Origin of the sequence: Salinigranum halophilum, from assembly GCF_007004735.1 — an archaeon.
Classification (GTDB): domain Archaea; phylum Halobacteriota; class Halobacteria; order Halobacteriales; family Haloferacaceae; genus Salinigranum; species Salinigranum halophilum.
The window spans coordinates 364,634-389,431 of sequence record NZ_SSNL01000005.1 but is presented as its reverse complement, the minus strand read 5'-3'; the positions used below and the strand labels follow the sequence as shown (position 1 = coordinate 389,431).

Sequence of the window (24,798 nt, the reverse complement as noted above, 5' to 3'; positions counted from 1 at the left end):
ACTCGTTGACGAAATGTTAATACCGACTGCCTGCGTTGGTGTGGTTGACAATGCCTGACACGAAGAGTGGCCGTGAGAAGAAAGGCCTGAACAAGCTGAACCAGCTGGACGAGCGCCTGAACGAACGCGAACTCCGGACACTCGACCGCGACGACGAACCGCCGCGGTGGGCCGACGTCGACGGCGAGTTCATCGCCGACGAGGCCCCCGACGACGACTGAACCACCTCGTACTCGCGTTTTCGGCCCATGTCGCCGTGTTTATGCACCACCCACGAGTAGCGACAGCCGTGTCACACCGCGCGAACTACGCGACGCTGTACCTGGGCGTCCAGCTCGCCCCGGAGGGACGAGCGCTCGACCTCGACTGGGCGACCAACGTCGGCGACACCACCGACCCCCACGAGTTCGAGGTCCCCACCGACGACCCACAGGACGCCTACGTCGGCCTGCAGGCGTTCGACGTCGGTGAGTACGGTCACGAGATCGAGGTGAACGGCGAGCCGCTGTCGGGCTTCGACATCCCCCCGAACGACGGTTGGCAGTACTGGGTGGACACGCTGACGGGGACGGGGCTCCACGAGGGGACGAACACTCTTCGTATCCGTCGCGACCCCGACTCGCGAGACGCCTTCGCCGTCGGGACTGTCACCGTTCACTGGAAGGAACCCGTCGACGGATAGTATATAAACACGGGCTCTGTCGCGAGCGTTGACGGCCCATTTGTATGCGACTCGTTGGCATGTCTCTGTCGAATACTCGAACGCAGTCGTCGTGTTTTCGGTGCCTCTCTCGGACGTTCAGCCGGGACGACGCTTCGGCCACTCTCGAAACGTTTATATAGAATCACAAACAATCCGCTGGTGTACTATGAGTCAGCGCATGCAGCAGGGACAGCCGATGATCATTCTCGGTGACGACTCCCAGCGCGTCAAGGACCGCGACGCGCAGGCGTACAACATCCGTGCGGCACGAGCCGTCGCGGACGCCGTACGCTCGACACTCGGCCCGAAAGGGATGGACAAGATGCTCGTCGACTCGATGGGCGACGTCACCATCACGAACGACGGCGTCACCATCCTCAAAGAGATGGACATCGACAACCCGACGGCCGAGATGATCGTCGAGGTTGCCGAGACCCAGGAGGACGAGGCCGGGGACGGCACCACGACGGCCGTCGCCATCGCCGGTGAGCTCCTGAAGAACGCCGAGGACCTCCTCGAACAGGAGATCCACCCGACGGCGATTATCAAGGGATTCCACCTCGCGAGCGAGCAGGCCCGCGCGGAGATCGACGACATCGCCGAGCGCGTCGACCCCGACGACGAGGAGCTGCTGAAGAAGGTCGCCGAGACGTCGATGACCGGCAAGGGCGCCGAGCTCAACAAGGAGCTCCTCGCCGAACTCATCGTCGGTGCCGTCCAGCAGGTCACCGTCGAAGCCGAGGACGGCTCGTACGTCGTCGACCTCGAGAACGTCAACATCGAGACGCAGACCGGCCGCTCCGCGGGCGAGAGCGAGCTCCTGACGGGCGCTATCATCGACAAGGACCCGGTCCACGAGGACATGCCCGTCGAGTTCGACGACGCCAGCGTGATGCTCATCAACGAGGCCATCGAGATCGAGGAAGCCGACGTCGACACGCAGGTCAACATCGACTCGCCCGACCAGCTCCAGAAGTTCCTCGACCGCGAGGAGGCACAGCTGAAGGAGAAGGTCGACCAGATCGCCGAGACCGGCGCTGACGTCGTCTTCTGCCAGAAGGGCATCGACGACATGGCCCAGCACTACCTCGCGAAGAAGGGCATCCTCGCCGTCCGCCGCGTGAAGAAGTCGGACATCAAGTTCCTCAAGAACGTCCTCGGCGGCTCCATCGTCTCCGACCTCGACTCCGCGACCGCCGCGGACCTCGGACACGGCTCGGTCCGCCGCGACGAGGAAGACGAGCTGTTCTACGTCGAGGGCCCCGACGCCCACGGCGTCACGCTCCTCCTGCGTGGCTCGACCGACCACGTCGTCGACGAACTCGAGCGCGGCATCAACGACGCGCTCGACGTCGTCACCTCGACCGTCACCGACGGCCGCGTCGTCGCGGGCGGCGGTGCCATCGAGGTCGAACTCGCCTCCCGGCTCCGCGACTACGCTGACTCCGTCGAGGGTCGCGAGCAGCTTGCCGTCGAGGCCTTCGCGGATGCACTCGAACTCGTCCCGCGCGTCCTCGCGGAGAACGCTGGACTCGACGCCATCGACACGCTCGTCGACCTCCGCGCCGCCCACGAGGACGGCCAGGTCCGCGCCGGCCTGAACGTCTTCAGCGGCGACGTCGTCGACACGTTCGACGCGGGCGTCGTCGAGCCGGCCCACTCGAAGGAGCAGGCCCTCTCGTCTGCCACCGAGGCCGCGAACCTCGTCCTCAAAATCGACGACATCATCGCTGCCGGCGACCTCTCCACCGACAAAGGTGACGACGACGAGGGCGCTGGCGGCATGGGCGGCATGGGCGGCATGGGTGGCATGGGCGGCGCGATGTGAAGTCGGTCACAGACCGCATCCCACGGGGCGTCATCCCGTCCGACCCGCCGTTCGTCTGCCCGCACCGCTGACTGACCGACCGCACAATTCTTTCGGCCTGTACCCGTAGTGCGTGCCGTCGCACCGTGTCCTCGTATCGACGAGTGATACTCTCGCCCGTGAATTTATGTGTATCTCGGTGGAGCGTCTGTTATGCGGCCTGTCTCGTCAGTCGTGGCCGACGACCACGGCATCACGAACCGCCGTCTCTCGTCGTCGAGAGGTGAGCCGAGGTGACGGTCCCGCACGCCGACGGCCCGTACGTGCTTGACCGCGCCGGCCGCGACACGCCGCTCGACTCGCTCCCCGCGGGGACGAACCTCCTCTTCGTCGGTGACGACCGAAGCGGGGCGACGGACCTCGTCTACCGCATCCTCGCCGGCGCGCCTGCTGTCGGTGAACGCGTCATCCTCGTGACGACGGACGCGGACGCGGGCGCGCTCGTCGAGCGTTATCAGTCGACGCTTTCGGAGCCGGACTCGCTCGACCACCTGTTCGTGGTCGACGCCTCGGACTCCGGCCTCGCCCGGGACATCGGCCCGCTCTCACCGACCCACGTCGAGGCGGCCTCGTCGCCGGTCGATATCACCGGTATCGGCGTCGGCGTCACGAACCACCTCCGCTCGCTCGACACCGACCGTGTCCGCCTCGGGATGGTCTCGCTGTCGCCTATCCTCGAGCGTCTCGGAGCCGAACGCACGTTCGCGTTCTGTCACGTCCTGACGAGTCGGATTCGGTCCGCTGGCCACCTGGGACTGTTCGTCGTCGACCCGTCCCGACACGCGGCCGAACACGTCGACATCCTGCAGTCGCTCGTCGACGGGTCCTTCCGGTTCCGCACCGTCGACGGCGAGCGGCAGTTCCGCGGTACTGGTGCCGTCGCCGCCGTCGACGACTGGGCGTCGATGGCGTGACTCGGCGGTTCGAGGAGTCGTCTCGACAGCCAAGCCACTGCTCTTTTTCTCTCGTCAGTCGGCCCTCGGTTGTATCACATTCGACTTTAGCGCTTATTACTAGACTACGATTCGAACTTAGTATGAGTTAAGTATCCCTCGTGTGAACGCCGAGTATGCACACCCTTCTCCTCGACAGCGACGACGTCGACCACAACACGCAGTTCGCCGAACTCATCGTCGCCATCGAAGAGGCGTTCGCCGCCTACGAGCGCGGTCACGCACAGATGCCCGCGAAGTCGTACATCGACCTCCCCCAGTACAACGGCGACTTCCGGTCGATGCCCGCGTACCTGGATGCGGGTGACTGGGACGCCGCGGGCATCAAGTGGGTGAACGTCCACACCGACAACAACGCCGAGTACGACCTCCCGACAGTGCTCGGGACGATGATCTACTCCGACCCGCGCAACGCCTATCCCCTCGCACTGATGGACGGCCGCGAACTCACGATGAAGCGGACGGGTGCGGCGGCGGCCGTCGCCACCGACCACCTCGCGCTCCCCGACGCCTCCTCGCTCGGTATCGTCGGAGCCGGCGTCCAGGCGTACACCCAGTTGGAGGCTATCTCGACCGTCCGCGACATCGACACCGTGGTCATCTCTGACCTCGACGACGAGCGCGTCCAGCGCTTCGTCGACACGTTCGCGGACCGCTTCGACGTCCGCGGCGGCTCGGTCGCGGAGGCCGCAGAGTGTGACGTCCTCTCGACGGTGACGCCCGTCGAATCGCCTATCGTGAGCGAGGCGGGCGCACACACCCACATCAACGCGATGGGTGCGGACGCCGCCGGCAAACACGAACTCGCGGACGACCTCCTCCTCGACGCGAAAATCGTCATCGACGACCACGAACAGTGCACCCACTCGGGCGAGGTCAACGTCCCCTACTCGGCGGGCGTCCTCACCGACGACGACATCTACGGCGAGATCGGCGAGATCGTCGTCGGCGAAAAGGAGGGCCGCACCGACGCCGACGGCGTCACCGTCTTCGACTCGACCGGCCTCGCGATCCAGGACGTCGCCGCGGCGCACGTCGTCTACGAACACGCGACCGAGAACGACAACGGCACGCAGTTCGACTTCTTCAACCTCTAACTCTGAACGCCGTCACGGCCGGTGCTGCCTTGTCGACGGCGTCGCTACCGACGGCATGGACCTCGACCGATTCGCGGCGGACGCCCCCGACGACGACGCTCCCGACGACGGCCGAGTCTGCGTCGTCGCGACGCGGCCCGACACGTTCGCGCGCTGCCGTGACGGCATCTATCCCGCGCCGCGGTCGTACGACCGGACGCGTGAACGGTTCGACTACATGGCCTTTTACCGGACGGCCCCGGTCTCGGCTGTGACCCACTACGCGCGCGTCGCCGACCGCGTCGAGCAGCGCCGCGGTGCCCCCGGTCCGATGACGGACGACGACTGGGAGGCGCTCGTCGACCCGTTCTCGGACGAGTCAGTCGTCGTCGTCTTCGAACTCGACGACCTCGTCCCGCTCGAGACGCCCGTCGCGAACGACATGAACGGTGTCAGGGGCGCGTGGTACTGCACCGTCGCCGATCTTCGGAGGGCGGAGCGACTCTCGGCGCTGACCGAGCGGGCGACACGGTGACGGGTGGGTCAGTCGCGTCCGCGCACGCCCGATAACGCCCTGATTCCCCGCTCCAGCACCCAGACGATGACGAGGAACGGCAACAGTGGGACGAGAAGCACGAGCATGCCGAGGAGCATCGCCCACCCGATGGAGTCCATCTCGGTGTTCGGGCGAGAGGTGTACCGGGGCGAGACGCTGCGGTAGGTCTTCTTCAGCACGCCCGCGTCGTCCGCAGGCTTGATGTCGGCGTCTGTACTCATGTCAACGAGTAGGGGTGCTGAACGGATAACGGTACGGTTCGGCCGGGCCGAGACCGTTCACTCGATGTGGATGGCCGGGCGGAACGGTACCGCGGCACTCGCGCGGTCGGCGGGGTCGACGATGTCCGCGTCGTCCTCGACGTACAGTTCGACCGTCGCGTCGAACTCGCGCTCGAGGAAGTCGACGGCGTCCTCGTACACCGCCCGTTCGTCGAGGGCCGTCATCGCGTCGAGCGTCCCGTCGTCGAGCCCGCGGAGCTGCTCGGTGAGTTCGCCGACGAGGTCGTTCACGGCGTTCCCACGCTCTCTGAGGTCGGGCTGTTGCATGACCTGGCCCATCACGGCCCCGACGTCGTCGCCGACGTCGGCGACGGTCTCGAACACGTCGTGTTTCCAGCCGGCGGCGACGTACACACGAATCGTCGAGGGGTCGGTTCCCGTCACGTCGACGATGTCGTTGATGTCGTCGGTGAGTCGTTCGATCTGTCGCTCCTCGACCTCGACCGAATCGCGCTCGAGTTCCGCCGTCGCGACGGGCCACGGCGCGTCCTCGGCGGGGGTGCCCGTCAACTGTTCGTGGAGCTCGTTCGCGAGGAACGGCACGAACGGGGCCAGCAGCCTGAGACGCGCCTCGAGGACGTGTCGGAGCGTCCACTGTGCGCGCTCTCGGTCAAGGTCGGCGCGCCGACGGTACCACCTGAGCGACTCCTCGAAGTTGTAGAAGGCGGCCTGTGACGCCGAGCGCGTCTCGGCGTTGTCCATCGCGTCGGTGACCGTTCTGATCGTCTCCTGGAGCTTCGAGAGCAGCCAGTGGTCGACGCCCGCGAGGTCGTCGGGACGCGTCGACGGCCCCTCGCCGTCCGCGGCGAACGTCGACCCCTGCCCCTCGTCGATGAGCTGTGTCGCACGGTTCCAGAACCGGTTCAGCTGGTTCCGCACGCTCTCGACCTGGTCGGCTCGCCAGTCGTAGTCCTGCCACGGCTCCGCCGAGTTCAAGAGGAAGAACCGCACGGTGTCTGCGCCGTACTCCTCGATGGCCGCGCCGGGGAGGACGACGTGGCCCTTCGAGGAGGACATCTTCTCGCCTTCGAGCAGGCCCATCCCCATGATGACGATGCCCTGCGGCCAGTTCTCCCGGCTAAAGAGCTCCGCGTGGTGGAACAGGTAGAACGTCAGGTGGTTCGAGATGAGGTCGTTCGCCGAGAACCGGTAGTCGACGGGGTACCAGTACTCGAACTCCTCGCGCAGGTCGAGCGCGCGCTCGTCGGCCTCGTCGACGGCCTCCTCGCCGTAAAAGAGCGCGTCGAAGAACTCGCGGTCGAGGTCTTCCGCCGGCAGCTCCTGGATGCGGTGTGCCAGCGTGTAGTACGCCATGTAGATGGTCGAGTCCGACAGCGGCTCGATGACGAAGTCACGGTCCCACGGCAGTCTCGTTCCGAGCCCGTAGTTCCGGATACAGGGCCACTCGTTCAGCCAGTCGATGGTGTGAGTGTACTCCCCGCGCGTATTCTCGGGGATGCACTCCATCCCCGCGACCAGTTCCTTCGTCTTCTGTTTCCACGCCTCGTCGTTGTACCGCAGGAACCACGTGTCCTGCTCGGCGACGGCGACCTCGCCGCCACAGCGACAGACCACGTCCTCCGAAAACTCCTGCATCGACCCGAACGCGCCCGCGTCGCGGTAGTGTTCGCGGAACCTCCCTCGCACGTCCTCGACGACCTCGCCGGCGAACTCGTCGTACATCGAGAGCAGGTGCCCCGCGTGGAACTCGCGGTTGTACAGCTCCTGTGTCGCCTCCTCCAACTCGGGGTCGTCCGACGATTCGATGCCGTGTTCCTCGACGGCGTCTCTCGCCGGAATCTCGCCGTAGCCGTCGACCTCGATGATGGGGACCGGCTCGATGGCCTCGACGACGGCGGGGTCGATACCGTACTGTTCCATCCGTTCGTGGTCGGCCTTCGCCTCGCGGAGGGCGACGTAGTCGTCCGGCGAGTGCGCCGGGACCGACATCACGACGCCCGTGGCGTTGTCGGCGTCGACGAACCCCGCGGGCAGGACGAGCACGGAGTCGCCCGTGATGGGGTTTTCGACCTCCTCGCCGACCAGTCGTTCGCCCGTGAACTCCTCGCGGACCTCCACGTCGTGGTCCTGCAAGCGGAGTTTCTCGGTCGCCTTCGCGGAGACGAGCCACGTCTCGCCGTCGACCGTGGCGAGAACGTAGTCGGCGTCGGGGTCGATGTACGCGTTCGTCACCCCCCGGACGGTCTCGGGGCGAAGCGTCGCCATCGGCACGATGACGTCCTCGCCCGCCGACTCCCAGCCGAAGCGGACCAGCGTGTACTCTTGGAACTCCGCCTCCTCGCCCTCGAGGATGTCGTGCGTCGTGACCGGCTGCTCCTCGTTCGTGCAGTACTTGACCGGGTGGAGCCCCTTCTCGAGCAGGCCCCTCTCTTTCAGGGTCTCGTACTGCCACGTGATGAACTGCGAGTAGTGGTCGTCGTTGGTGGTGAACTCCCGCCGCCAGTCGACGGAGAGCCCCAACTGCTTCATTCCGTGTTTGTAGTGGTTCTCGATGAAGTACCGGGCGTACCCCATCGGCGTCTCCAGCTCCTGGAGGGTGTCCTCGGGCACGTTGTACGTGTCGCGGAGGACCGAGAGCTGCTTCTCCTCGCCCTTCTTCAGGCGCTCGACGGCACCGATGATGGGCGTCCCCGTGACGTGCCACGCGATGGGGAACAGGACGGTGTCACCCTGTTGGCGTCGGTACCGCGCGTAGACGTCCGGCACCGTGTACGTCCGGGCGTGTCCGATGTGCATCCCGCCGCTCGGGTACGGGTACGGGACCGTGAGGAACGTCACGTCCTCGTCTTCCGCACCGGGGTCCGGTTCGTATCGCCCCGTCTCGGCCCAGCGCTCCCGCCAGCGCTCCTCGAGTTCCTGCGGGTCGTAATCCATATCGCTTCGTCCGTCTCCGCGGCCTAAAACTACTGCTATACCGTTCGTCTCCGTCGCCGGCTCCGCCGTCAGTGCCGTCGGTCGGGTCTCGGGGAAACACTCAGGTGCGCCGCGGGCGAGCTGGCTGCCGAGAAGACATGGGTGAGCACGCGTCGCGGGTCCAGTCGGCGCTCCGAGAGCGACTCGCCTCGGCCGTCGAGCACCTGGTCTGGCACGTCGAGTACGACCTCGACGGCACGCCCGTCGACGTCGCCGGTGTCTCGGATTCGACGCTCGTCCTCGTCGAACTGGAGTGGCGCCGCGCCGACCCCGTCGACAACACGGCGACGCTGTTTCGACACCTCGCCGACGGCGTTCTCCGGGCGTCGACAGACCGGACGGTCGTCGTCGTTCAACTGTTCACCGCCTACTACGACCTCGTCCGCGGCGGAGTCTCCTCGAAGCGGCAGAACGCCGAGTTCGTCGGCGACCGCATCGCTACGGCGGTTCCACACGTCTCGTACCACGGGGTCTCGCTCCCGCTCTCGCCGCCCCGCGCCGACGGCGACCTTCCCGACGACTGGCGAGACGCCGTCGAGACCGCCGTCGGGTCCGTCTCCGACGCACTGAGGTCTCGGGAGCAGGCGCACGACGGGAGGGAACAACGCGAAGAAACCGGGGGGCGGAGCTGAATCGGGGCGGACGGGTCCGGGGGGCCCGATACGGGGGGCTCGTGGGGGTCTACTCGACGTCGATGTGGTGGCTCTCGTCGTCCTCGTCGTCCGTCTCGACGACGGGGAGGGTGACGGTGAGGACGCCGTTGGTGTACGACGCGCTCGCGGCCTCCTCGCGGACGTCGACGGGGAGGGGGATAGTTCGGCTGACCGAGTGGTGACGTCGCTCGCGGCGGACGTAGTGTTCGGACTCGTACGCGTCGTCGACGTCGTGCTCGGCGCGGATGGTGAGCGCGTCGTTGGCGACGGAGAGGTCGATCTCCGCTTTCTCGAAGCCGGGGAGGTCGGCCGTGACGATCACGCTGTCCTCGCGCTCGGCGACGTCGACCTGGACGCTACCCTGGCTCCACATCGAGGGCAGGGCGTCGCCGGACTCCAGCGCGTGGGCGGGGCGGGAGTCGGCGAAGCGGGCGAACTGGCGGTTCATCTCCTCGAACTGGCGGTTCATGCGCTCGAACATTCGCTCGAAGTCGAACGGGCTGTCACCGAAGTTTGAACGTCGCATCATTGCTGATCAACCCCGTATGACGCGCGCTGAAATCTTAACTATTGCAGGATACGTGGTGGGAAATAGCACACACAGGACTGCTGCTGGCCAAAAACGAGGGGTTGCTGGTTCGGGGGCGGCGGGCGCACCGGCCGTTTCGCCGTGGGGGCCGCCCTAGCTGATGTCGATGGTGTGGGACTCGCCCTCGTCGTCGACGGTCTCCCGGGGGAGGGTGACGGTGAGGACGCCGTTGGCGTACGACGCGCTCGCGGCCTCCTCGTCGATGGCGTCGGGCAGGCGGACGGTTCGAGAGACGGAGCGGTGGGTCCGCTCGCGACGCACGTACCGGGCGTCGTCGTCGCCCGTGCGTTCTTCGGCCGTCTCCTCGTGGTCGGCGTCGATCGTGAGGTCCCGTCCCGACAGCGAGAGCGTGACCTCGTCGCGCTCGAAGCCGGGGAGGTCGGCCGAGACGACGATCTCCTCGTCGGTCTCGGCGACGTCGACGGCTATCTGGTGTGGGCGGGTGGGGATGTTCACGTCGCCGAAGGCGCGATTCATCTGCTCGAAGAACCGTTCGATGTCCGTGAAGGGGTTCGGTCTGTCAGCCATCTCATGTGTCGGTACGTCGGCGACGGATTTGAGCGTTACCCGTGACCCGCGCGTGGGAGCGTCCTCGCCGTGTGGCTCGCACTCGGTCCCGACGGGTGGACGGACGACGCGCTCACCGACGCTCGCTCCTCTCCGGGGGGCGACCCGAGCGACTCAGACCACGTGTCGTGAGTCGTACGACCCGAGCTTTCTGACCCAGCCCTTCCGGGCGATCTCCTCGACCTCGGCGACGGCCTCCTGCGCCCGTGACTCGTAGAGGCCGGCCTCGAAGTCGATGTGGAACAGGTAGTCACCGAGGCGGTTGCCCGACGGCCGCGACTCGATGCGCGAGAGGTTGATGTCGCGCTCGGCGAACGCCTCCAGCAGTTCGAGCAGGAGGCCGGGGTAGTTGGCGTTCGGGTAGACGACGATGGAACTCTTGCCGCCCGCGTCCGACCGTTCGGCCTTCGGCGCGATGACGAGGAACCGCGTCGCGTTCGAGGAGCGGTCCTGGATGTCCTCGGCCAGGATTTCGAGCGTCTCGCCCGCGTTGTCCGGGTGACCGATGCCCGCTACGGTCGGGTCGCTCCGCGCGCGTTCGACCCCACGCGCCGTCGACGCGACGGCCTCGAGCGAGACGTCGGGACACTCCGTCTCGAGGTACGACCGACACTGTGCCAGCGCCTGCGAGTGGCTCGCGACGACGGAGAAGTCGGACCCCTGTGCCAACAGTGCGTGGCGGATGGGTGTGACGACCTCCTGGATGACGGCGACGTCGTACTCCGCGAGGGCGTCGAGGCTCTCGGTGACGGAGCCCTCGATGCTGTTCTCGATGGGGACGACACCACGTTCGTACGTCCCGTCCGCGACGGCCTCGATGATGGAGGTGACCGACTCGCGGAACTCGACGTCGTCGGCGACGGCCTTCGCCGCGCGATGGGAGTACGTCCCGGCGGGTCCGAGGGTGACGGCTTTCATCTCGTCGTTCCTTCACGAGCGCCCGAGAAAAACGCGTCGGGCTACGCTCGCTCCTCTCCCCGCCACGCCGCGAGCGCACGAAACTCCTCGGCCACGGTCGCGACCGCCCCGACGTCCAGCACGCCGCGTTCGGTGACCACGCTATCGACGAACACTGCTGGTGTCACGTCGAACGTCGGATTCGCCACCGCGACGTCGGCGTCACCGTCGTACACCCCCTCTGGAAGTCCTTCCTCACCCGTGACGGTCTCCGCCGTCGCCACCTTGTCGGTGGCCGTGACCACCTCGACGGGGACGGACTCGGTCGCGGCGGCGATGGCCGCCCCACGCGTCCCGGTCTTGTTCAGCACGCGTCCGTCCGGCAGCACGGTATCGGCCCCGACGACTACCCGGTCGACGTCCGTCGCCAGCGCCCCGCTCAAGACGTGGGCGACCGCCGCGTCCGTGACGAGCGTCACGTCGACGCCCGCCTGAGCGAGCCGTTCAGCCACGCCGACGCCTTCGCGGTCCGGACGCGACTCGGCGATGTAGACGTGCGCTGGCCTGCCCGCGCCGGTCTCGCCCGAGAGCGCCCGCTCGACCGTCCCCGACCGTGAGAGGGTGAGCACCGTTTCGCCTGCAACGCGCTCAGCCGCACTCTCGGACGCCTGACGGTCGGCGTCGAGTGCTCGTCCGATTCCGCCGTGTGCGGCCCGTTCGACGGCTGCGACACGCCCGTCGGCCTCGCTCATCGCCCGGTTCACCCGGTTCGAGAGCGCGGTCATGCTCGGCCGGGCGTCGAGGAGGTCGGTGGCGACGGAGACGAGTACGTCCCACGCGGCCGCTTCGTCGCCTGCCACTGCGGCCTCGTCGCGCAGCACCTCCAGCGCCCGCAGCGAGAGCCACGCCGAGCCGTGTTCGGTGTCGTCCTCCAGCGTGTGAACAGTCGGTCGCACGCGGTCGTACGCCTCCCAGAGCATCGGTACCGTCTCACGGCGGCGTATCTCGGGTGGCGCGACCCACGCCGTCTCGGCGACCTCATCGTTCGGGTCGACGTCTCGGTCACTGACGTCGAACAGGAACGGGTGGACGACCCAGCGGACCGAGAGGTCGTCGTCGGTGAACGCGAGGGGGACACCGCCGCGGACGAACGTCACCGCATCCCCGAGGGCTGTCTCCTCGTCAATCTCCCATCGAGCGGCCGCCTCGGGGTCTCCCTCGGCGTAGCCCGACACGGCACCCCACTTCCCGGCGTAGGTCCCGACGCTGTCGCTCCGTCGGAGCAGCAGTACCTCGCCCGCGTCGCGGAGGAAGACGGTCACGACGTGTCGGTCGTCGCTCGTTTCGCTGGCCATGCGCGAGTCCACGTCGTCGACGCCGATAAGCCCCGGTCAGAACGCTACTGGTCGGCGCAGAGTTCCACGAAGTTCCGCAGGATTCGCAGCCCCGTCTCCCCCGACTTCTCGGGGTGGAACTGCGTCCCGAAGACGTTCCCCGCCTCGTTGGCGATGACCGAGGGGAAGTCGATGCCGTAGTCGGTGGTCGCTACGACTGCCTCGTCGTCGTCCGGCGCGGCGTAGTACGAGTGGACGAAGTAGGCGTAGCCACCGTCGACCCCCTCGACGAGCGGGTGGTCCCGCTCGACCTCGAGTTCGTTCCACCCCATGTGCGGCACCTTCTGCCCCTCGTCGAACCGGCGGTTCCGCCCCGGAATGAAGTCGAGACCCTCCACCTCGCCCTCGCCCGCGTGGTCGGCCTCCTCGCTGGAGGTGAGGAGCATCTGCATGCCGAGACAGATGCCGAAGACGGGCGTGCCGTCCGCGGCGGCGTCGGCGAGCGCCTCGCGGAACGGCCCCGCGTTCTCCATCCCCTCGCTGAACGCCCCGACCCCGGGCAGCACGATTCCGTCGGCGTCGTCGAACGTCGCGGGGTCGTCGGAGATGGTGACGTCGGCGCCCGCGCGTTCGAGGCCGCGCATCGCCGAGCGGAGGTTGCCGAGCCCGTAGTCCACCATGACCACGGACGCGAGCGTCTCCTCGACGGGTTCCGATGTGCTCATACCCGGTGTACAGCGGTCGCGCTCAAGTGCGTTTCCGTTCGCGCGACCTTCGCGACTGCCCGTCTCACCTCCCGACTGGGCCTCAGCGCTCGCGTGGTGTCCGGAGACGGCTCCCCGGCATCCCGGCCGGTGGGGCGAACTTATCTGGTCGACGGGCGTTCGTCCGCTATGCGCCCGGTCCCGACCAACGAGTCGTCGCCACTGGCTGTCGCGGGGCTCGTCGCGGCCAACGCCGTGCCCGTCCTCGGTGTCCTCTTCTTGGGGTGGCAGCTCTCGGTCGTCATGGTCATCTACTGGGTCGAGAGCGGACTCATCGGTGCTTTGAACCTCCCCAAGATACTGCTCGCTGCGGGGTCCGACGTCCCCGCGAACTTCAACGCCACCATCAACGGCCGGCAGGTCGACCTCTCGGGACCCAGCGAGCCGCGAGACGGCCTCCACCTCTACACCGAGAACGCCGGCATCGCGGGCTTCTTCCTCGCACACTACGGGATTTTCTGGGTCGTCCACGGCGTCTTCGTCTTCTCGGTGTTCGCACCCGCCCCCTTCTCGGGTGCCTACGGGCTCTCCACCGTCGTCCTCGGCGTCCTCGGGATGGTCGTGAGCCACGCCGGGTCGTTCCTCGTCAACTTCGTCGGCAACGAGGAGTACCGGGCGACGTCTCCCGGGATGCAGATGAAAGCGCCGTACAGCCGGGTCGTCGTCCTCCACCTCACCATCATCCTCGGGGCGTTCGTGGTCACCCTGGTCGGCGCGCCCATCGCCGCGTTGCTCCTCCTCGTCGGGCTGAAGACGGTGACCGACCTCGCCGCACACCTCAGAGAGCACCGCCGGGCGGCCGAGCGTCGCCGCGAACAGGCCGAGGCGAGCGAGCGCGACCGACGGGCCGAGGTCGTCGAGGTCGGCTGAGCTCCGGCCATCTCGGGCGGTCAGAAGTCGCCGAGGCTCGACTGTCCGTCGCTTCCCTCACGCACCCCCGCGAGCCGTGCGGCTTCGGCGATGGTCTCGAAGAAGCCGTCTCGCTGGCTGCGGTCGTACAGCGTCGCGGCCGGGTGGACCGAGACGAGGAGGCGCGTCGACGTCTCCCCGACCCGGAGGTCGTGGACGCTTCCAGCCTCCTTCGTCACGGCGACGGAGCGTTCGAGCAGGTGCTGTGAGGGAACCTTGCCGAGCGTCACGACCACGTCCGGAGCCACGTTCTGGAGTTCGGCCTCGAGAAAGCCCCGGCAGTTCGAGAGTTCGTCCGCGGTGGGGTCGCGGTTCTCCGGCGGCCGACACCGGACGCAGTTCGTGATGCGGACGTCCGCTCGGGCCAGGCCGGCATCGCGGAGGGCGTCGTCGAGGACGGTCCCCGAGCGTCCCACGAACGGCTCGCCCTCCTCGTCCTCTGTCGCGCCCGGGCCCTCGCCGACGAAGACGATGTCGGCGTCGTCGGGACCGACGCCGTTGACGATGCGACTCCGCGACTCGACGAGTTCCGGACAGCGCTCACACGCCGTCACGCGACGCCCGTCGAACTCGACGCCAGGCTCGGTGTCCATATCCGGTGGGTGGTCCGGGGCCACTTAACATCGGTCGGTAGCGTCCGCGACGCCGGTCAGTCGTCGCCGAGCCGCCACCGCCGTGCGCCCCGTGCCGCCAGTCGTGCTACCCGGAGCGGTTCGGGCCGACCGCCCTCGGGGGTGAACGCTCGGACGACCTCGGTCGCCTCGGCGTCGTCGCAGCCGACCCCGCGCAAAAACACCGTCTCGTCGTTCACCACGACGCGTCGACGGGGCGGTAACCGTCGATAGGTGGCGAGCCGCCGCTCGAGCGCCACACCCTCGAACGCCTCCCGGAGGGCCGGTTCGAGGCCGGAACTCTCCTCGAACGACACCGAGAGCACCGGGCGGTCGACGGTCGTGGCCAGCCGGTCGAGGTCGACGAGGTTGAACCAGGCCGGCGCGACACCCGACACGAGGACGTATCGGACGTCCTCACGGTCGAGGGTCGTGAGAAGCGACGCGACCGCGCTCGTCGCGTCGGTGCCGCCGACGGTACAGGTCTCGAACGCGAAGCCGTCGACGACGCGGTCGGCACGAACGACCGCGCCGCAGAGGACGCTCGGGTCACCCGCTGTCGCCCCGTCGGACGCGGCGACGCCGACGGCACGGACGCCGGATTTCACCTCAGTCCTCGGTCTGTTTGATGTCTTGCAGTCGGTCGAGCAGTTCGTCGTTCGATGCGCCGATATCGAACTCGACGGAGCCGTCGTGAGTGTTTCTCGCGGTCTGTTCTGCCTCCTCTTCGTCGTAGTCTGCGTCGATCTCCTGCTTTTCTTGCTCGGACTCGTCGTAGCTACCGAACCCCATCTCGTGTTACACTAGTCGATGCGTCCCAAAAAAACTGCACGACTGTTTTCACGTCCAAGTGACGTTGGTTTTCTGACGTCGGTCTCCGAGACGAACTCCTGGTTTTAACCTACTGGCCACAGAGGAGCGGCCATGAGCGAAGCCGTCGTGACTGTCACCGCGGACGCCGAACAGTTCACCTGTAACGCCTATCTGCTGCTCGGTGAGACCCCGACGCTCGTCGACGCGGGGACGATGCCCGGCGTCGTCGACGTCGTCGCCGAACACACCGACACGCTCGACCGGGTCGTCTTGACCCACCAGCACTCCGACCACATCGGGCAACTGGACGCGGTGCTCGACGCGTTCGACGCCGACCTGTACGCCTACGCGGAGCACCCTCGGCGGACGACGGAACTGAACGACGGCGACGAGGTTGCGATGGGCGACGAGTCGTTCGAGGTGGTGTACACCCCCGGTCACGCGGCCGACCACGTCTCGTTCGTCTCCGAGACGCGCCTGTTCAGCGGCGACGTCGTCGTCTACAACGACGGCGCGTACGACGACGGGAGCTTCGGCCGGACCGACATGGCCGGCCAGTCCCGGGAGCGACTCATCGCGAGCCTCAAGTCGCTGCTCGAGCGCCTCCCGGACTCGGTCACCTCGATGTACGCCGGCCACGGCGACCCGTTCCACGTGGCCGACCACGACGAGTCGGTCCGTGCGGTCGTCGAGCGGGCGCTCTCGCGCGCCGAACGACGCCAGCCGAAGTACCCCGAGAACTGAGGGTCGCGCGCTCGCGTGACGCGTCGCTCGCGACTGTGGTCGTGGTCGAGAACGGGGTACTGCGGTCGACGAACGCGAACGGCTGCGGTCAGGCCGCCCGTCGCTCTTTCGACTTGGGGCGGAGGTTCTTGTACCCGCACTTGCGGCAACTCGTCGCCCGCTGGGGGTTCCGTGCGTTACAGCGCATGCAGATCTGCTTGCTCAGCGTCCGTTCCTCGGCAGCGTCGAAACTCGCCATACCTCTCGGTACTGGACTCGGCGTGATAATGCTTGCGAGACGGCCGTCCGCCCGCTCGGGGTGAGAAAACGGACCTACGCCGAGGCCTCGGTCAGTGCGGCCTCGATGTCCTCGCGCTGGGTGACGCCGACGAACCGGTCGACGACGCCCTCGTCGGTCTCGACGACGAGCGTCGGGAGCGACCGGACCTGGTACTCGTTGGCGACGTCCTGCTTCTCGTCGACGTCGACCTTCTCGAGTTCGAGGTCGTCGCCCCACTCGGCGACGATCTCCTCGAGGATGGCGTCTTGCTGCTTACACGGGCCACACCAGTCGGCGTAGAAGTCTTTGAGTCGGACGCTCATTGCGTCACGATGATTGCCAATTCGGGGAGATAAGGATTTCCCACTCGCCGAGCGGGCCGCGGGGAACGAAACGTTTAGGCGCTCGACCTCTCATGTGAGCATATGAGCAGTGGCCAGAACAGCGGCGGCCTGATGTCGAGCGCGGGGCTCGTCCGCTACTTCGACGCGGAAGACCGCAACGCGATCCGTATCGACCCCAAGACCGTCGTGGCGTTCGGTCTCCTCTTCGGCGTCCTCGTGATGGTGCTGAACGTCGTCGCGCTGTAGGCGTTCTCTCCTCCGACTCCGCCTCGACGCTCCCCGACCAGCCCCGCCGCTGCGTGACGCGTCATTTTTATCGGTCCCCTCCTCACCTCCGCGTATGATCCACGCGGGCGTCATCGCCGTCCAGGGCGACGTCTCGGAACACGCACGAGCTATCGAGCGGGCCGCCGCGGCCCACGACGAGGAGGCGACGGTCCACGAGATTCGCCAGGCCGGCGTCGTCCCCGACTGCGACGTGTTGCTCATGCCCGGCGGCGAGTCGACGACCATCTCCCGACTCCTCCAGCAGGAAGGGATTGCGCCCGAGGTACAGGCGCACGTCGCCGCGGGCAAGCCCGTTCTCGCCACCTGTGCGGGACTCATCGTCGCCTCCCACGACGCGAAGGACGACCGGGTCGAGACGCTCGACCTCGTCGACGTGACCGTCGACCGCAACGCGTTCGGCCGGCAGGTCGACAGCTTCGAGGCCCCTGTCGACGTCACCGGGCTCGACGACCCCTTCCCCGCGGTGTTCATCCGTGCCCCCCTCATCGACGAGGTGGGCGAGGGCGTCGAGGTGCTGGCCGAGTGGGAGGGGCGTCCCGTCGCGGTCCGCGACGGCCCCGTCGTCGGCACCTCCTTTCACCCCGAACTCACCGACGACGTCCGCCTCCACCGCCTGACGTTCTTCGCAGACCTCGTGGCCGAGGCGGCCGACTGACCGGAAGAAGACGCAGGCTTTTCGCTCCCCGGGAGTGTCTCTCGGTGCATGAGCGACGATTCCGGTCCGGACGAGTCGGCCGCTGTCGAGGACACAGACGTCCTCGACTCCCTCTTTGCGACCATCGAACAGCGAAAGCGCGACCTCCCCGAGGGGTCGTACACCACCTCGCTGTTCACCCACGAGAAGGGCGAGAACGCCGTCCTGGAGAAACTCGGCGAGGAGTCGACCGAACTCGTCCTCGCGGCGAAGGACGACGACGACGCCGAGTTGCTGTCCGAGTCCGCCGACTTCGTCTACCACCTCCTCGTCCTGCTGGCGATGAAGGACCTCGACGTCGACGACCTCAGAGACGAACTCGAAGCGCGGTTCTGAGTGAGAGACGACGGTCCCGACCGACGGGCCCCACGTGCGCTCCCGACGACGCGGACGAGGCGGCGGTTCACCGCGCCCGTGCACCGCACTCCCTCCTGGGTCCACTCCCGTCGCTACTGGAACCGCACGCCCAGGTCGTGCATCTTCTCGTTGTTCTGTGCGACGTTGATGAGAAGCGGCGTGAGTCCCTCGATTTCGGCCGCGTTGGCGATGCCGCCGGCGTCGAGCGCGCGCAGGCCCTGAATCTCCTCGGCGAGTCGCGTCACGATGTCGTTCGCGTCGGGGTCGTCGCCCACGACGAGCGTATCGATTTCCAACTCGGCGTCGAGGTCGGCGAGTCGGCCAGCGGCGAGGTTGTGGAACGCCCCGACGACGTGGACGCCGTCGGGCGCGGCGTCGGCGACGATCCGGGTGACCGACCCCGCCCCGGGGCGGTGGTAGTGAAAGCCGTCGTCGTCGCGCTTGATGCCCGTCGCGGGTGAGACGAGGATGTCACCCTCCGACAGCGAGTCAGCGACGGCCGAGACGGTGTCGTCGACGTGGTACGGCGGGACCGCGAGGACGACGACGCGTGCACGGTCGGCGGCCATCTCGTTGGCGAACCCTTTGATGTTCGCGTCGACGCCGCGGCTGTCCAGTTCGGTCAGATACTCTTCGACCTTCTCGCGGGCGCGGTCGGGGTCGCGTGACCCGACCAGGACCTCGTGGTCGGTGTCGTACGCCCACCGAAGCGCGAGTCCCTGGCCGATATCGCCCGTTCCGCCGAGCAGTGCGATTCGCATGTGTGGATGCGGGGACGGCCGAGAGGTAAGCGTTGCGTGACCGGTCGAAGCTGCCGTCCGCTCGGTCACTCCCGCTCGTCCTCGGACCCGCGTCCGAGCAGCCGTCCGAGGTTGAACCGTTCGAACCCCTCGCGGTAGACCAGCCAGTACGCGGCGAGCGGTGCGACGAGCAGCGTCGCGCCGAGTCCGTAGGTCTGTGCCGCCGTGCCCGCCGGCAAGAGCCCCGCAGCGAGCGACACGCCGAGCAGGTCGAGGGCGAGCATCGTGACGACGTACGTCGGGAAGCGGCCCATACCCGCTCTCTCGACGGCGGTGCGCATAGCTCCGTCTCTTCAGGCTCAGACGTCGCCGAACAGCGCGGACAGGTCGTTGACCGTCTCGACCACCGCGTCGGCACCCACGGCGACGAACTTCTCTCTCCCGTCGCTCCCCCGAAGCCCGCCCGTGAGGACACCGATGCCGTAGTACTCGCGGTCGGAGTCTTCCGCCGCCGCCCGGACCGCCGTCCGGACGTCGTCGAGGGTGTCGCCGGCGAAGGCGACGCTGTCGGCTCCGAACCGCTCGGCGAGCGTCACGAGCGCGTGTGGGTGCGGCTTTCCCTCCGCCCAGTCGTCCATGGTGAAGCGGTGTTCGTCGGGGACCACGAGGCCGACGCGTTCGAGGGCGATGTCGGCCTCGGCGGCCGGACGTCCCGTCAGCACGCCGAGGTCGTACTCCGCCGCGAGCGCCTCCAGCGCGCCGTCGGTGACGAGTACCGGTTCGTCGTGGATGTAGCCCGCCGACTCGAACGGCGGCTCCGACCCCTCGAGTTCGCGGTAGAGGTCGCTCCCGAGGTACAACGCCTGGAACACGGCTCTGAGCCGCGGCGGGTCCCACGCCTCACGGACGCGGTCGTACGCGTCGGGGTCGAGTTCGGCTTCAGCGACCCGCTCTGCGGCGTCCAGCCCGCCACCGGCGTCGGCAATCGCCGCGGTGAACGTCTCGACCGCCGCGTCGTACCCCTCTCGGCCGGCGAGGACGAACAGCGCGGCAGCGTAGGTGAGCTCCCAGTCGTTGTTGAACCCGCCGGCGTCCTTGAACGCCTGAATCGCCGCTGACGGGAGGGTCTCGTCGTACACTCGCTCGATGGACTCGACGATGGCTCGTCGGTACGAGTCGGCGACGTCGACGAGTACGCCATCGATGTCGAGGACGACGGCATCGACCTGCATACGTTCGTTCGGGTGCGCCGGCGTCTTGTGCGTTCGGATTCTTTTCACGCCCGCGGAGCGCGGCGCGTAGATGACGCACGTCTGACGGCCGTCGCACGCAGAGTTATACCCCCGGCGCGGTTGATTTCGGACGATGTCTGTACACGCACGAACACTCGTCGTGAGCGGTGTTCGACGGGTCACCTCCCCCGCTGGAGCGGCGCTCTTCGTCACGTTCGTCCTCGCCCTCGCGGCGCTCAACGCGGCGGTGAACACCCTCCTCACCGCCATCGCCGGAACACCACTGCCGACGGGCGGGACGGTCGCCGAGTACGGTGTCGTCCTCCCGGTCCACCCCGCGCTGGCCGCCGTCGTCGCGCTGGTGACGCTCCTCGTCGGCTCGTTCGCCATCGTCGTCGGGAGTCGAGCACTCCTCGGGCAGTCGGTCTCGCGGTGGACCGACCCGCTCGAGTGTCTCACCCATCGCGTCGTCCCCGCGACGCTCGCCGTTCTCGTCGGCTCCGTCGCCGTCCTCCTCGCGGTCGGGTTCGGGACCGCCCTGCTCGTCGTTCCGGGGCTGGTCGTCGCCGGCCACCTCCTGCTCGTCCCGAGTGTCCTCGCGGCCGAGGACGTGGGCGTGTTCGCCGCGCTCCGACGAAGCTGGCAGCGTGCGGCCGACGACCGACTCGAACTGGTGACGGCGGCGCTCACGCTTGTCGTCCCGGCCGCGCTCGTCGTCGTCGGCACCAGCCTCACGTACGTCCTGCCCGCGACCGTTGAGTTCGGCCTCGGTGTCGTCGTCGGTGCCGCGCTCCTCGCTGCGTGGCTCGGGGTCGCGACGGAGGCGTACCACCAGCTCGGGTCGAGCACCCCGCGTGCGGCGACTCGAAGCCGAAACGACCGCGCGAGCAGAGCCTTATAGTAAGAAAACAAACAATAGTAAGACACGCGTCAGACGTATTTTGAAGCCTTCTACTGCTATAATAGTCTCCGGTACATTTAACAGTTGATAGATTGAGTATCGGCTATGCAACGACGCCAGGTACTCGCTGCGCTCGGTGCCCTCCTCTCGGCCGGCTGTCTGGGTGCGAAACGCCCCGACTCCGCGTCGGGAGTCCGCACCGAGGGCGGTCAACCGCTCGGAACGTCCACGCCCCGAGCGACGGCGACCCCCGAACCGACGCCCGAACCGACAGCGACCCCCGAACCAACCGAGACGCCCGAACCGGGGCCGTCGGACGCGGACATCGACGCCGGCGAGGAGGCCATCGAGGACGTCCAGTCGGCGTTCGGCGACGCGGTCGACGCGTACACCGGCTCCGACGACGGCGACCTGTCCGACGTGTCGGTCACCGGCGACTCGTTCGACGTACGCTCCGTCCTCCTCTCGCTCGACACCGTCCAGTCCGAACTGGCCGCCGCGGCCAACGCGGCCGTCACGGACGCCCAGCGCGAGACCATCGAGTCCCTCCGGGCGGCGGAGCAGTTCCTGACGCAGGCGGCACTCGCCCAGTCGTACCTCCAGCAGTGCGTCGAACGCCTCGACGCGGCACACGCCGCCTTCGACGAGGACGCGGACCCCGACGACGAACTCGACGCGGTTCAGACGGCCGAGAACCGCTTCGACACGATGTTCGACCGCGGAGACGAGGCCGTCTCCACGCTGAAAGACGACATCGACGCCGACGCCGTGGTCGTCGCCGAACCGTTCGACGACGACACCTACGACGACACAGTCTCGGCGTTCGAAGCCCTCCGCGCCCTGCTCGACGACGCGTCTTCGGGACTGGACCGGATGCTCCAGGGGCTCGACGAGTTCATCGAGGCCCGCGAGGACGAGGACGACGGCGACGACGACGAGGCCGCGGACAAAGCCGACGAGGCGCGCGAACTGTTCGAGGAGGCGTACGACCTCTTCGACGACGCGGCCGACACCGCGGACGACGACGACCGAGACGACCTGGCCGAACTGCTCGAGTCGCTCCGGACGGTCGCCGACGACCGGTTCATCGAGGCCGACGACTTCTACGACGACGTCTCGTAAGCGTCCCGGCGCGCCGCTCGCGGTCACGGGCGGCGCACCGCTTTTGTTCGCTGCCCACCCATCGGTGAGTATGCAGACGCTGGACCGTCCCGTCCCTGTCGAGACCGCTGCCGAACTCGACGCGCTCGTCGCGGAACACCCGCTCGTCCTCGTCGAGTTCTACACGAACGGGTGTGCGATATGTCAGTCTATCGAACCGGTCCTGGGCAACGTCGCCCGCGCCTCCGACGTCGTGGTGGCGACGTGCAACCCGCAGACGGACCTCTCGCTGGTCGAGCGATTCAACGTCCAGAGCGTGCCGACGCTGGTGCTCCTCGAAGACGGCGCGGAGGTCGGTCGCCTCGCCGAGGGCTTCCAGGGGGCACAGTCTATCGTCGACTTCGTCGAGGAGTCGCGGTCCGGATAAGGATTTTCGAAACTGATACTCGGCGGCACAGATTCAAGTACGAGTCGGGAATCCGCTCGGGTATGGATACGCTCACGCTCCGCGACCGACTCGTCTTCGTCGTCCTCGCGGCGGGAACCGTCGGGCTGTCGATGGCGTCGTCGTCGACGCTCGCGTTTTGAGTTACGACTGTTCGCCCGGTTCCGGCGGCAGGCCCTCCTCGTCGATGACGTTCCCGTCGTCGTCGACGGTGACGACGCCGCGGTTGTTCACCGCGTACGGGTCGAGGCCGATCTCCTCCATGAACTGCTTGTAGAGCCGTTCGGCCGTCTCGGCGTCCTTCTGCCTGTCGGAGGCGCGGTCGCACAGTTCGACGAGGTCCTCGGGCACGTCGTTCTCGTGGACGATCCAGTGGTTGATGAGGTCCGACAGTCGGCGGATGGGTGAGGTGAAGTGCCCGTAGATGTCGAAGTTCAGCGCGTGGTGCCCGCCGAACGGGTCGTTCATGTACTTCGCGCGGGGCATCACCCGGAGGACGGCACGCTGAATCTTGTTGAGCGCCCGCCCCGGTGCCTCTTCGAGCGCCGCGTTGACGGCCTTCCGCGGGTCGTCGAACGACGACCCCGGAATCGAGACGCCTTCGAGTTCCATGATCTCTCGTAGCGCCTTGTCCCACTGGTCCGGCGTGGGCTGGGGGTGGACGCGGTACATCGCCTCGACGCCGCGCCCCCACATGAGTTCGTGCGTGACGGCCTTGTTCGCCTTCAGCATGCACTCTTCGATGATGGTGTGCGCACGGTCGCGGCTCGGGTTGAGCACGAGCGACCCGTCCTCCTTCCGCTGTTCGTGCATCTTGTCGGCGAGTTCGTACGCGAGGACGTTCTCCTCGTGAAGCGGGCTCTCCGCCTCGTCGAGGCGGTTCTCACACTGGGTGTAGGTGAGCCGCTCGTCGGAGTTGATGACCGACTTGTAGATGTCGACGGACTCGAACGAGAGCGTCTCGCGGTCGATGTGCATCTCGACCGTGTGGGCGAGACGGTCCTCGTTCGGGACGAGCGAGCAGACGGTCTCGGCGAGGGTGGGCGGGAGCATGTGGACCGTGTAGGCGGGGAGATAGACCGTGTTCCCGCGCTTGACCGCCTCGGCCCACATCTCCGACCCGGGGTGGACGTAGTGAGAGACGTCGGCGATGTGGACCCACAGCGTGTACGTCTCCTCGCCTTTCTCGATAGAGATGGCGTCGTCGAAGTCCTGCGCGTCGGCGGGGTCCGTCGTCCACGTCGTCAGGTCGCGGAGGTCTCGACGTTCGTCGACCTCGTTTTGAATCTCCGCCTGGACGTCCTCGGTTCGCTCTTCCGCCTCGCGGAGGACGGCGTGGGGGAACTTGTCCCGCAGTTCGAACTCCTCGAAGAGCTCCTCCCGCTTGTTCTTGAGGTGGCGGGCGACCTCGGCGTCGATCTCGACCGGGCCCTGTCCTTCGGCGGTCCCGGCGTACGCCTGATCTTCGTTCGACATGCACTGCGATAAAAGCGAGAGGTAGTTAGGCGTGTCGGGCCGGCTGTCTTCCCCGTCAGGTGACGACGAACGTGCCCGCGTCGCTGTGGGGTGTCGCGGGCGTCTCCCCGGAGTCGGTCACGCGAGCGCGTAACGGGTTCGGAGAACGACAGCGGCATCGCCGAAGCCGCGGATGTGTAACGTGGACGAACAGCCCGAGACAGAGAGACAGAGAGCAGACACACCGACACGAGGCGCGAGAGGAGACGACGGGGAACGACCCGAGCGCTCAGCGTTCGCGTTCTTCGGGCGACCCGTACCGCTCCTCGACGGCCCCGACGTAGCGGGAGAGGAACTCCTCCTGACTGAGGCCGTCCTGTTCGATACTGAGGATGAGCGATTCGAGTTCGTTCCGCGGCTGGTGGCAGAGCGTGCGGTAACACGCCTTGCAGAGGTACTCGAACTCCTTGTCGTGTCGGTCCCAGCGGTTCCCCTCCTTGTCGTACTCGCGCGCGTCGGCGCGGAGCACCGACTCGCCACAGGCGATGCAGACGACGGTTTTTCGGTCTCGGTTCGACCGAGAACGCCACATACTCCCTCACATGGCCGGGGGTTACTTAGCGTTTATCAGCCGCGTCTGACGCGGGTCGCACGCGTCCCGTCGTCGCGTCCGTCCCACCCGACGGTTCGGCGGCAGGTGCTCGCCGACGTCTCGGACGTCGGTCGGCTCC

At 67.4% G+C, this 24,798-nt stretch carries 32 protein-coding genes; 15 read left to right on the top strand and 17 right to left on the bottom strand.

Annotated elements, in window-relative coordinates:
- Positions 1 to 50: 50 nt before the first annotated feature.
- From E6N53_RS21085 to E6N53_RS14135, 6 genes are all read left to right on the top strand, one after another.
- Complete coding sequence (locus tag E6N53_RS21085; RefSeq protein ID WP_201740197.1) at positions 51 to 221, top strand: hypothetical protein; 171 nt, start codon at positions 51 to 53, stop codon at positions 219 to 221.
- 68 nt (positions 222 to 289) lie between these two features.
- Complete coding sequence (locus E6N53_RS14155) at positions 290 to 682, top strand: DUF7383 domain-containing protein (protein WP_136590742.1); 393 nt, start codon at positions 290 to 292, stop codon at positions 680 to 682.
- A 217-nt stretch (positions 683 to 899) separates the two neighbouring features.
- A complete protein-coding gene (thsB, locus tag E6N53_RS14150; protein ID WP_136590942.1) occupies positions 900 to 2,531 on the top strand; it encodes a thermosome subunit beta in 1,632 nt (543 codons plus the stop codon).
- A gap of 272 nt (positions 2,532 to 2,803) precedes the next feature.
- Entirely contained in the window at positions 2,804 to 3,484 is a 681-nt protein-coding gene (locus tag E6N53_RS14145) for a DUF7504 family protein (RefSeq protein WP_142860220.1), read from the top strand.
- A 155-nt stretch (positions 3,485 to 3,639) separates the two neighbouring features.
- The gene (locus E6N53_RS14140; RefSeq protein ID WP_142860218.1) at positions 3,640 to 4,620 is read left to right on the top strand and encodes an ornithine cyclodeaminase family protein; all 981 of its coding nucleotides are present in this window, start codon (positions 3,640 to 3,642) and stop codon (positions 4,618 to 4,620) included.
- A 55-nt stretch (positions 4,621 to 4,675) separates the two neighbouring features.
- Positions 4,676 to 5,134: a hypothetical protein gene (locus E6N53_RS14135; protein WP_142860217.1), complete on the top strand. Its 459-nt coding sequence runs from the start codon at positions 4,676 to 4,678 to the stop codon at positions 5,132 to 5,134.
- Positions 5,135 to 5,142: 8 nt separating this feature from the next.
- Here E6N53_RS14135 and E6N53_RS14130 read toward each other — a convergent pair whose 3' ends face one another.
- Both E6N53_RS14130 and leuS read right to left on the bottom strand, forming a co-directional pair.
- A complete protein-coding gene (locus E6N53_RS14130) occupies positions 5,143 to 5,376 on the bottom strand; it encodes a DUF7535 family protein (protein WP_142860216.1) in 234 nt (77 codons plus the stop codon).
- A 57-nt stretch (positions 5,377 to 5,433) separates the two neighbouring features.
- On the bottom strand, positions 5,434 to 8,331 hold the full coding sequence (leuS, locus tag E6N53_RS14125) for a leucine--tRNA ligase (RefSeq protein ID WP_142860215.1): 2,898 nt from the start codon (positions 8,329 to 8,331) through the stop codon (positions 5,434 to 5,436).
- 137 nt (positions 8,332 to 8,468) lie between these two features.
- Here leuS and E6N53_RS14120 point away from each other — a divergent pair, with 137 nt between their 5' ends.
- On the top strand, positions 8,469 to 9,002 hold the full coding sequence (locus E6N53_RS14120) for a hypothetical protein (RefSeq protein WP_201741155.1): 534 nt from the start codon (positions 8,469 to 8,471) through the stop codon (positions 9,000 to 9,002).
- Positions 9,003 to 9,051: 49 nt separating this feature from the next.
- Here the strand turns inward: E6N53_RS14120 and E6N53_RS14115 are convergent, their stop codons facing one another.
- From E6N53_RS14115 to hisH, 5 genes are all read right to left on the bottom strand, one after another.
- The gene (locus E6N53_RS14115; RefSeq protein ID WP_142860214.1) at positions 9,052 to 9,552 is read right to left on the bottom strand and encodes an Hsp20/alpha crystallin family protein; all 501 of its coding nucleotides are present in this window, start codon (positions 9,550 to 9,552) and stop codon (positions 9,052 to 9,054) included.
- A gap of 153 nt (positions 9,553 to 9,705) precedes the next feature.
- Entirely contained in the window at positions 9,706 to 10,140 is a 435-nt protein-coding gene (locus E6N53_RS14110) for an Hsp20/alpha crystallin family protein (protein ID WP_136603140.1), read from the bottom strand.
- A gap of 153 nt (positions 10,141 to 10,293) precedes the next feature.
- On the bottom strand, positions 10,294 to 11,097 hold the full coding sequence (pheA, locus tag E6N53_RS14105; protein ID WP_142860213.1) for a prephenate dehydratase: 804 nt from the start codon (positions 11,095 to 11,097) through the stop codon (positions 10,294 to 10,296).
- Positions 11,098 to 11,138: 41 nt separating this feature from the next.
- On the bottom strand, positions 11,139 to 12,431 hold the full coding sequence (locus tag E6N53_RS14100; protein WP_142860211.1) for an eIF2B alpha/beta/delta subunit family protein: 1,293 nt from the start codon (positions 12,429 to 12,431) through the stop codon (positions 11,139 to 11,141).
- A gap of 44 nt (positions 12,432 to 12,475) precedes the next feature.
- The gene (gene hisH, locus E6N53_RS14095; protein ID WP_142860209.1) at positions 12,476 to 13,135 is read right to left on the bottom strand and encodes an imidazole glycerol phosphate synthase subunit HisH; all 660 of its coding nucleotides are present in this window, start codon (positions 13,133 to 13,135) and stop codon (positions 12,476 to 12,478) included.
- Positions 13,136 to 13,303: 168 nt separating this feature from the next.
- Here hisH and E6N53_RS14090 point away from each other — a divergent pair, with 168 nt between their 5' ends.
- The gene (locus E6N53_RS14090; RefSeq protein ID WP_142860203.1) at positions 13,304 to 14,044 is read left to right on the top strand and encodes a DUF6498-containing protein; all 741 of its coding nucleotides are present in this window, start codon (positions 13,304 to 13,306) and stop codon (positions 14,042 to 14,044) included.
- Positions 14,045 to 14,064: 20 nt separating this feature from the next.
- On the opposite strand, the gene E6N53_RS14085 is transcribed toward E6N53_RS14090, so the two are convergent.
- Genes E6N53_RS14085 through E6N53_RS14075 form a run of 3 tightly spaced genes read right to left on the bottom strand, consistent with a single transcriptional unit; the run spans position 14,065 to position 15,486 of the window.
- Complete coding sequence (locus E6N53_RS14085) at positions 14,065 to 14,676, bottom strand: uracil-DNA glycosylase (RefSeq protein WP_136603136.1); 612 nt, start codon at positions 14,674 to 14,676, stop codon at positions 14,065 to 14,067.
- Between the two features lie 56 nt (positions 14,677 to 14,732).
- Positions 14,733 to 15,302: an endonuclease dU gene (locus E6N53_RS14080; protein ID WP_142860201.1), complete on the bottom strand. Its 570-nt coding sequence runs from the start codon at positions 15,300 to 15,302 to the stop codon at positions 14,733 to 14,735.
- A 1-nt stretch (position 15,303) separates the two neighbouring features.
- A complete protein-coding gene (locus tag E6N53_RS14075) occupies positions 15,304 to 15,486 on the bottom strand; it encodes a DUF5786 family protein (RefSeq protein WP_136590728.1) in 183 nt (60 codons plus the stop codon).
- Positions 15,487 to 15,618: 132 nt separating this feature from the next.
- Between E6N53_RS14075 and E6N53_RS14070 the strand changes: the two genes are divergently transcribed.
- Positions 15,619 to 16,251, top strand: coding sequence for an MBL fold metallo-hydrolase (locus E6N53_RS14070; protein ID WP_142860199.1), 633 nt, complete (start codon positions 15,619 to 15,621; stop codon positions 16,249 to 16,251).
- Positions 16,252 to 16,339: 88 nt separating this feature from the next.
- Here the strand turns inward: E6N53_RS14070 and E6N53_RS14065 are convergent, their stop codons facing one another.
- Both E6N53_RS14065 and E6N53_RS14060 read right to left on the bottom strand, forming a co-directional pair.
- Positions 16,340 to 16,489 (bottom strand): 50S ribosomal protein L40e, encoded by a 150-nt coding sequence (locus tag E6N53_RS14065; protein WP_136590726.1) that lies wholly within the window; start codon positions 16,487 to 16,489, stop codon positions 16,340 to 16,342.
- Positions 16,490 to 16,563: 74 nt separating this feature from the next.
- Positions 16,564 to 16,833 (bottom strand): thioredoxin family protein, encoded by a 270-nt coding sequence (locus tag E6N53_RS14060; protein WP_136590725.1) that lies wholly within the window; start codon positions 16,831 to 16,833, stop codon positions 16,564 to 16,566.
- A 102-nt stretch (positions 16,834 to 16,935) separates the two neighbouring features.
- Here E6N53_RS14060 and E6N53_RS14055 point away from each other — a divergent pair, with 102 nt between their 5' ends.
- The 3 genes from E6N53_RS14055 (at position 16,936) to hisE (ending at position 18,172) form a co-directional block, all read left to right on the top strand.
- Positions 16,936 to 17,100 carry a preprotein translocase subunit Sec61beta gene (locus E6N53_RS14055; RefSeq protein WP_103424023.1) on the top strand — a complete coding sequence of 55 codons (165 nt, stop codon included), beginning with the start codon at positions 16,936 to 16,938 and terminating at the stop codon, positions 17,098 to 17,100.
- 94 nt (positions 17,101 to 17,194) lie between these two features.
- On the top strand, positions 17,195 to 17,797 hold the full coding sequence (gene pdxT, locus E6N53_RS14050) for a pyridoxal 5'-phosphate synthase glutaminase subunit PdxT (RefSeq protein ID WP_142860197.1): 603 nt from the start codon (positions 17,195 to 17,197) through the stop codon (positions 17,795 to 17,797).
- Between the two features lie 48 nt (positions 17,798 to 17,845).
- Positions 17,846 to 18,172: a phosphoribosyl-ATP diphosphatase gene (hisE, locus tag E6N53_RS14045; protein ID WP_142860195.1), complete on the top strand. Its 327-nt coding sequence runs from the start codon at positions 17,846 to 17,848 to the stop codon at positions 18,170 to 18,172.
- 113 nt (positions 18,173 to 18,285) lie between these two features.
- Here hisE and npdG read toward each other — a convergent pair whose 3' ends face one another.
- From npdG to E6N53_RS14030, 3 genes are all read right to left on the bottom strand, one after another.
- Entirely contained in the window at positions 18,286 to 18,954 is a 669-nt protein-coding gene (gene npdG / locus E6N53_RS14040) for an NADPH-dependent F420 reductase (protein ID WP_142860193.1), read from the bottom strand.
- A gap of 65 nt (positions 18,955 to 19,019) precedes the next feature.
- Positions 19,020 to 19,247, bottom strand: a complete 228-nt coding sequence (locus E6N53_RS14035) for a DUF7534 family protein (RefSeq protein WP_136590721.1) — start codon at positions 19,245 to 19,247, stop codon at positions 19,020 to 19,022.
- 45 nt (positions 19,248 to 19,292) lie between these two features.
- Complete coding sequence (locus tag E6N53_RS14030; RefSeq protein ID WP_142860191.1) at positions 19,293 to 20,165, bottom strand: TIGR01548 family HAD-type hydrolase; 873 nt, start codon at positions 20,163 to 20,165, stop codon at positions 19,293 to 19,295.
- A 133-nt stretch (positions 20,166 to 20,298) separates the two neighbouring features.
- Between E6N53_RS14030 and E6N53_RS14025 the strand changes: the two genes are divergently transcribed.
- From E6N53_RS14025 to E6N53_RS14015, 3 genes are all read left to right on the top strand, one after another.
- Positions 20,299 to 21,066, top strand: a complete 768-nt coding sequence (locus E6N53_RS14025) for a hypothetical protein (RefSeq protein WP_142860189.1) — start codon at positions 20,299 to 20,301, stop codon at positions 21,064 to 21,066.
- A gap of 105 nt (positions 21,067 to 21,171) precedes the next feature.
- Positions 21,172 to 22,188, top strand: a complete 1,017-nt coding sequence (locus E6N53_RS14020) for a hypothetical protein (RefSeq protein ID WP_142860187.1) — start codon at positions 21,172 to 21,174, stop codon at positions 22,186 to 22,188.
- A 70-nt stretch (positions 22,189 to 22,258) separates the two neighbouring features.
- On the top strand, positions 22,259 to 22,594 hold the full coding sequence (locus E6N53_RS14015; protein ID WP_142860185.1) for a thioredoxin family protein: 336 nt from the start codon (positions 22,259 to 22,261) through the stop codon (positions 22,592 to 22,594).
- A 162-nt stretch (positions 22,595 to 22,756) separates the two neighbouring features.
- Here the strand turns inward: E6N53_RS14015 and E6N53_RS14010 are convergent, their stop codons facing one another.
- A complete protein-coding gene (locus E6N53_RS14010) occupies positions 22,757 to 24,088 on the bottom strand; it encodes an RNB domain-containing ribonuclease (protein WP_136590716.1) in 1,332 nt (443 codons plus the stop codon).
- Between the two features lie 268 nt (positions 24,089 to 24,356).
- Positions 24,357 to 24,659, bottom strand: a complete 303-nt coding sequence (locus tag E6N53_RS14005) for a DUF7562 family protein (RefSeq protein ID WP_136590715.1) — start codon at positions 24,657 to 24,659, stop codon at positions 24,357 to 24,359.
- Positions 24,660 to 24,798 lie beyond the last annotated feature (139 nt).

Bases quoted from the DNA above. Each gene is read 5' to 3' on its own strand.
- E6N53_RS14005 (WP_136590715.1), bottom strand. From the start codon at position 24,659: ATGTGGCGTTCTCGGTCGAACCGAGACCGAAAAACCGTCGTCTGCATC.
- leuS (WP_142860215.1), bottom strand. From the start codon at position 8,331: ATGGATTACGACCCGCAGGAACTCGAGGAGCGCTGGCGGGAGCGCTGG.
- hisH (WP_142860209.1), bottom strand. From the start codon at position 13,135: ATGAGCACATCGGAACCCGTCGAGGAGACGCTCGCGTCCGTGGTCATG.
- E6N53_RS14100 (WP_142860211.1), bottom strand. From the start codon at position 12,431: ATGGCCAGCGAAACGAGCGACGACCGACACGTCGTGACCGTCTTCCTC.
- E6N53_RS14035 (WP_136590721.1), bottom strand. From the start codon at position 19,247: ATGGGCCGCTTCCCGACGTACGTCGTCACGATGCTCGCCCTCGACCTG.
- E6N53_RS14090 (WP_142860203.1), top strand. From the start codon at position 13,304: ATGCGCCCGGTCCCGACCAACGAGTCGTCGCCACTGGCTGTCGCGGGG.
- E6N53_RS14020 (WP_142860187.1), top strand. From the start codon at position 21,172: ATGCAACGACGCCAGGTACTCGCTGCGCTCGGTGCCCTCCTCTCGGCC.
- E6N53_RS14140 (WP_142860218.1), top strand. From the start codon at position 3,640: ATGCACACCCTTCTCCTCGACAGCGACGACGTCGACCACAACACGCAG.
- thsB (WP_136590942.1), top strand. From the start codon at position 900: ATGATCATTCTCGGTGACGACTCCCAGCGCGTCAAGGACCGCGACGCG.
- E6N53_RS14025 (WP_142860189.1), top strand. From the start codon at position 20,299: ATGTCTGTACACGCACGAACACTCGTCGTGAGCGGTGTTCGACGGGTC.
- E6N53_RS14120 (WP_201741155.1), top strand. From the start codon at position 8,469: ATGGGTGAGCACGCGTCGCGGGTCCAGTCGGCGCTCCGAGAGCGACTC.
- E6N53_RS14135 (WP_142860217.1), top strand. From the start codon at position 4,676: ATGGACCTCGACCGATTCGCGGCGGACGCCCCCGACGACGACGCTCCC.
- pdxT (WP_142860197.1), top strand. From the start codon at position 17,195: ATGATCCACGCGGGCGTCATCGCCGTCCAGGGCGACGTCTCGGAACAC.
- E6N53_RS14070 (WP_142860199.1), top strand. From the start codon at position 15,619: ATGAGCGAAGCCGTCGTGACTGTCACCGCGGACGCCGAACAGTTCACC.
- E6N53_RS14085 (WP_136603136.1), bottom strand. From the start codon at position 14,676: ATGGACACCGAGCCTGGCGTCGAGTTCGACGGGCGTCGCGTGACGGCG.
- E6N53_RS14075 (WP_136590728.1), bottom strand. From the start codon at position 15,486: ATGGGGTTCGGTAGCTACGACGAGTCCGAGCAAGAAAAGCAGGAGATC.
- E6N53_RS14055 (WP_103424023.1), top strand. From the start codon at position 16,936: ATGAGCAGTGGCCAGAACAGCGGCGGCCTGATGTCGAGCGCGGGGCTC.
- E6N53_RS14015 (WP_142860185.1), top strand. From the start codon at position 22,259: ATGCAGACGCTGGACCGTCCCGTCCCTGTCGAGACCGCTGCCGAACTC.
- E6N53_RS14065 (WP_136590726.1), bottom strand. From the start codon at position 16,489: ATGGCGAGTTTCGACGCTGCCGAGGAACGGACGCTGAGCAAGCAGATC.
- E6N53_RS14010 (WP_136590716.1), bottom strand. From the start codon at position 24,088: ATGTCGAACGAAGATCAGGCGTACGCCGGGACCGCCGAAGGACAGGGC.
- E6N53_RS14030 (WP_142860191.1), bottom strand. From the start codon at position 20,165: ATGCAGGTCGATGCCGTCGTCCTCGACATCGATGGCGTACTCGTCGAC.
- E6N53_RS14130 (WP_142860216.1), bottom strand. From the start codon at position 5,376: ATGAGTACAGACGCCGACATCAAGCCTGCGGACGACGCGGGCGTGCTG.
- pheA (WP_142860213.1), bottom strand. From the start codon at position 11,097: ATGAAAGCCGTCACCCTCGGACCCGCCGGGACGTACTCCCATCGCGCG.
- E6N53_RS21085 (WP_201740197.1), top strand. From the start codon at position 51: ATGCCTGACACGAAGAGTGGCCGTGAGAAGAAAGGCCTGAACAAGCTG.
- E6N53_RS14115 (WP_142860214.1), bottom strand. From the start codon at position 9,552: ATGATGCGACGTTCAAACTTCGGTGACAGCCCGTTCGACTTCGAGCGA.
- hisE (WP_142860195.1), top strand. From the start codon at position 17,846: ATGAGCGACGATTCCGGTCCGGACGAGTCGGCCGCTGTCGAGGACACA.
- E6N53_RS14110 (WP_136603140.1), bottom strand. From the start codon at position 10,140: ATGGCTGACAGACCGAACCCCTTCACGGACATCGAACGGTTCTTCGAG.
- E6N53_RS14060 (WP_136590725.1), bottom strand. From the start codon at position 16,833: ATGAGCGTCCGACTCAAAGACTTCTACGCCGACTGGTGTGGCCCGTGT.
- npdG (WP_142860193.1), bottom strand. From the start codon at position 18,954: ATGCGAATCGCACTGCTCGGCGGAACGGGCGATATCGGCCAGGGACTC.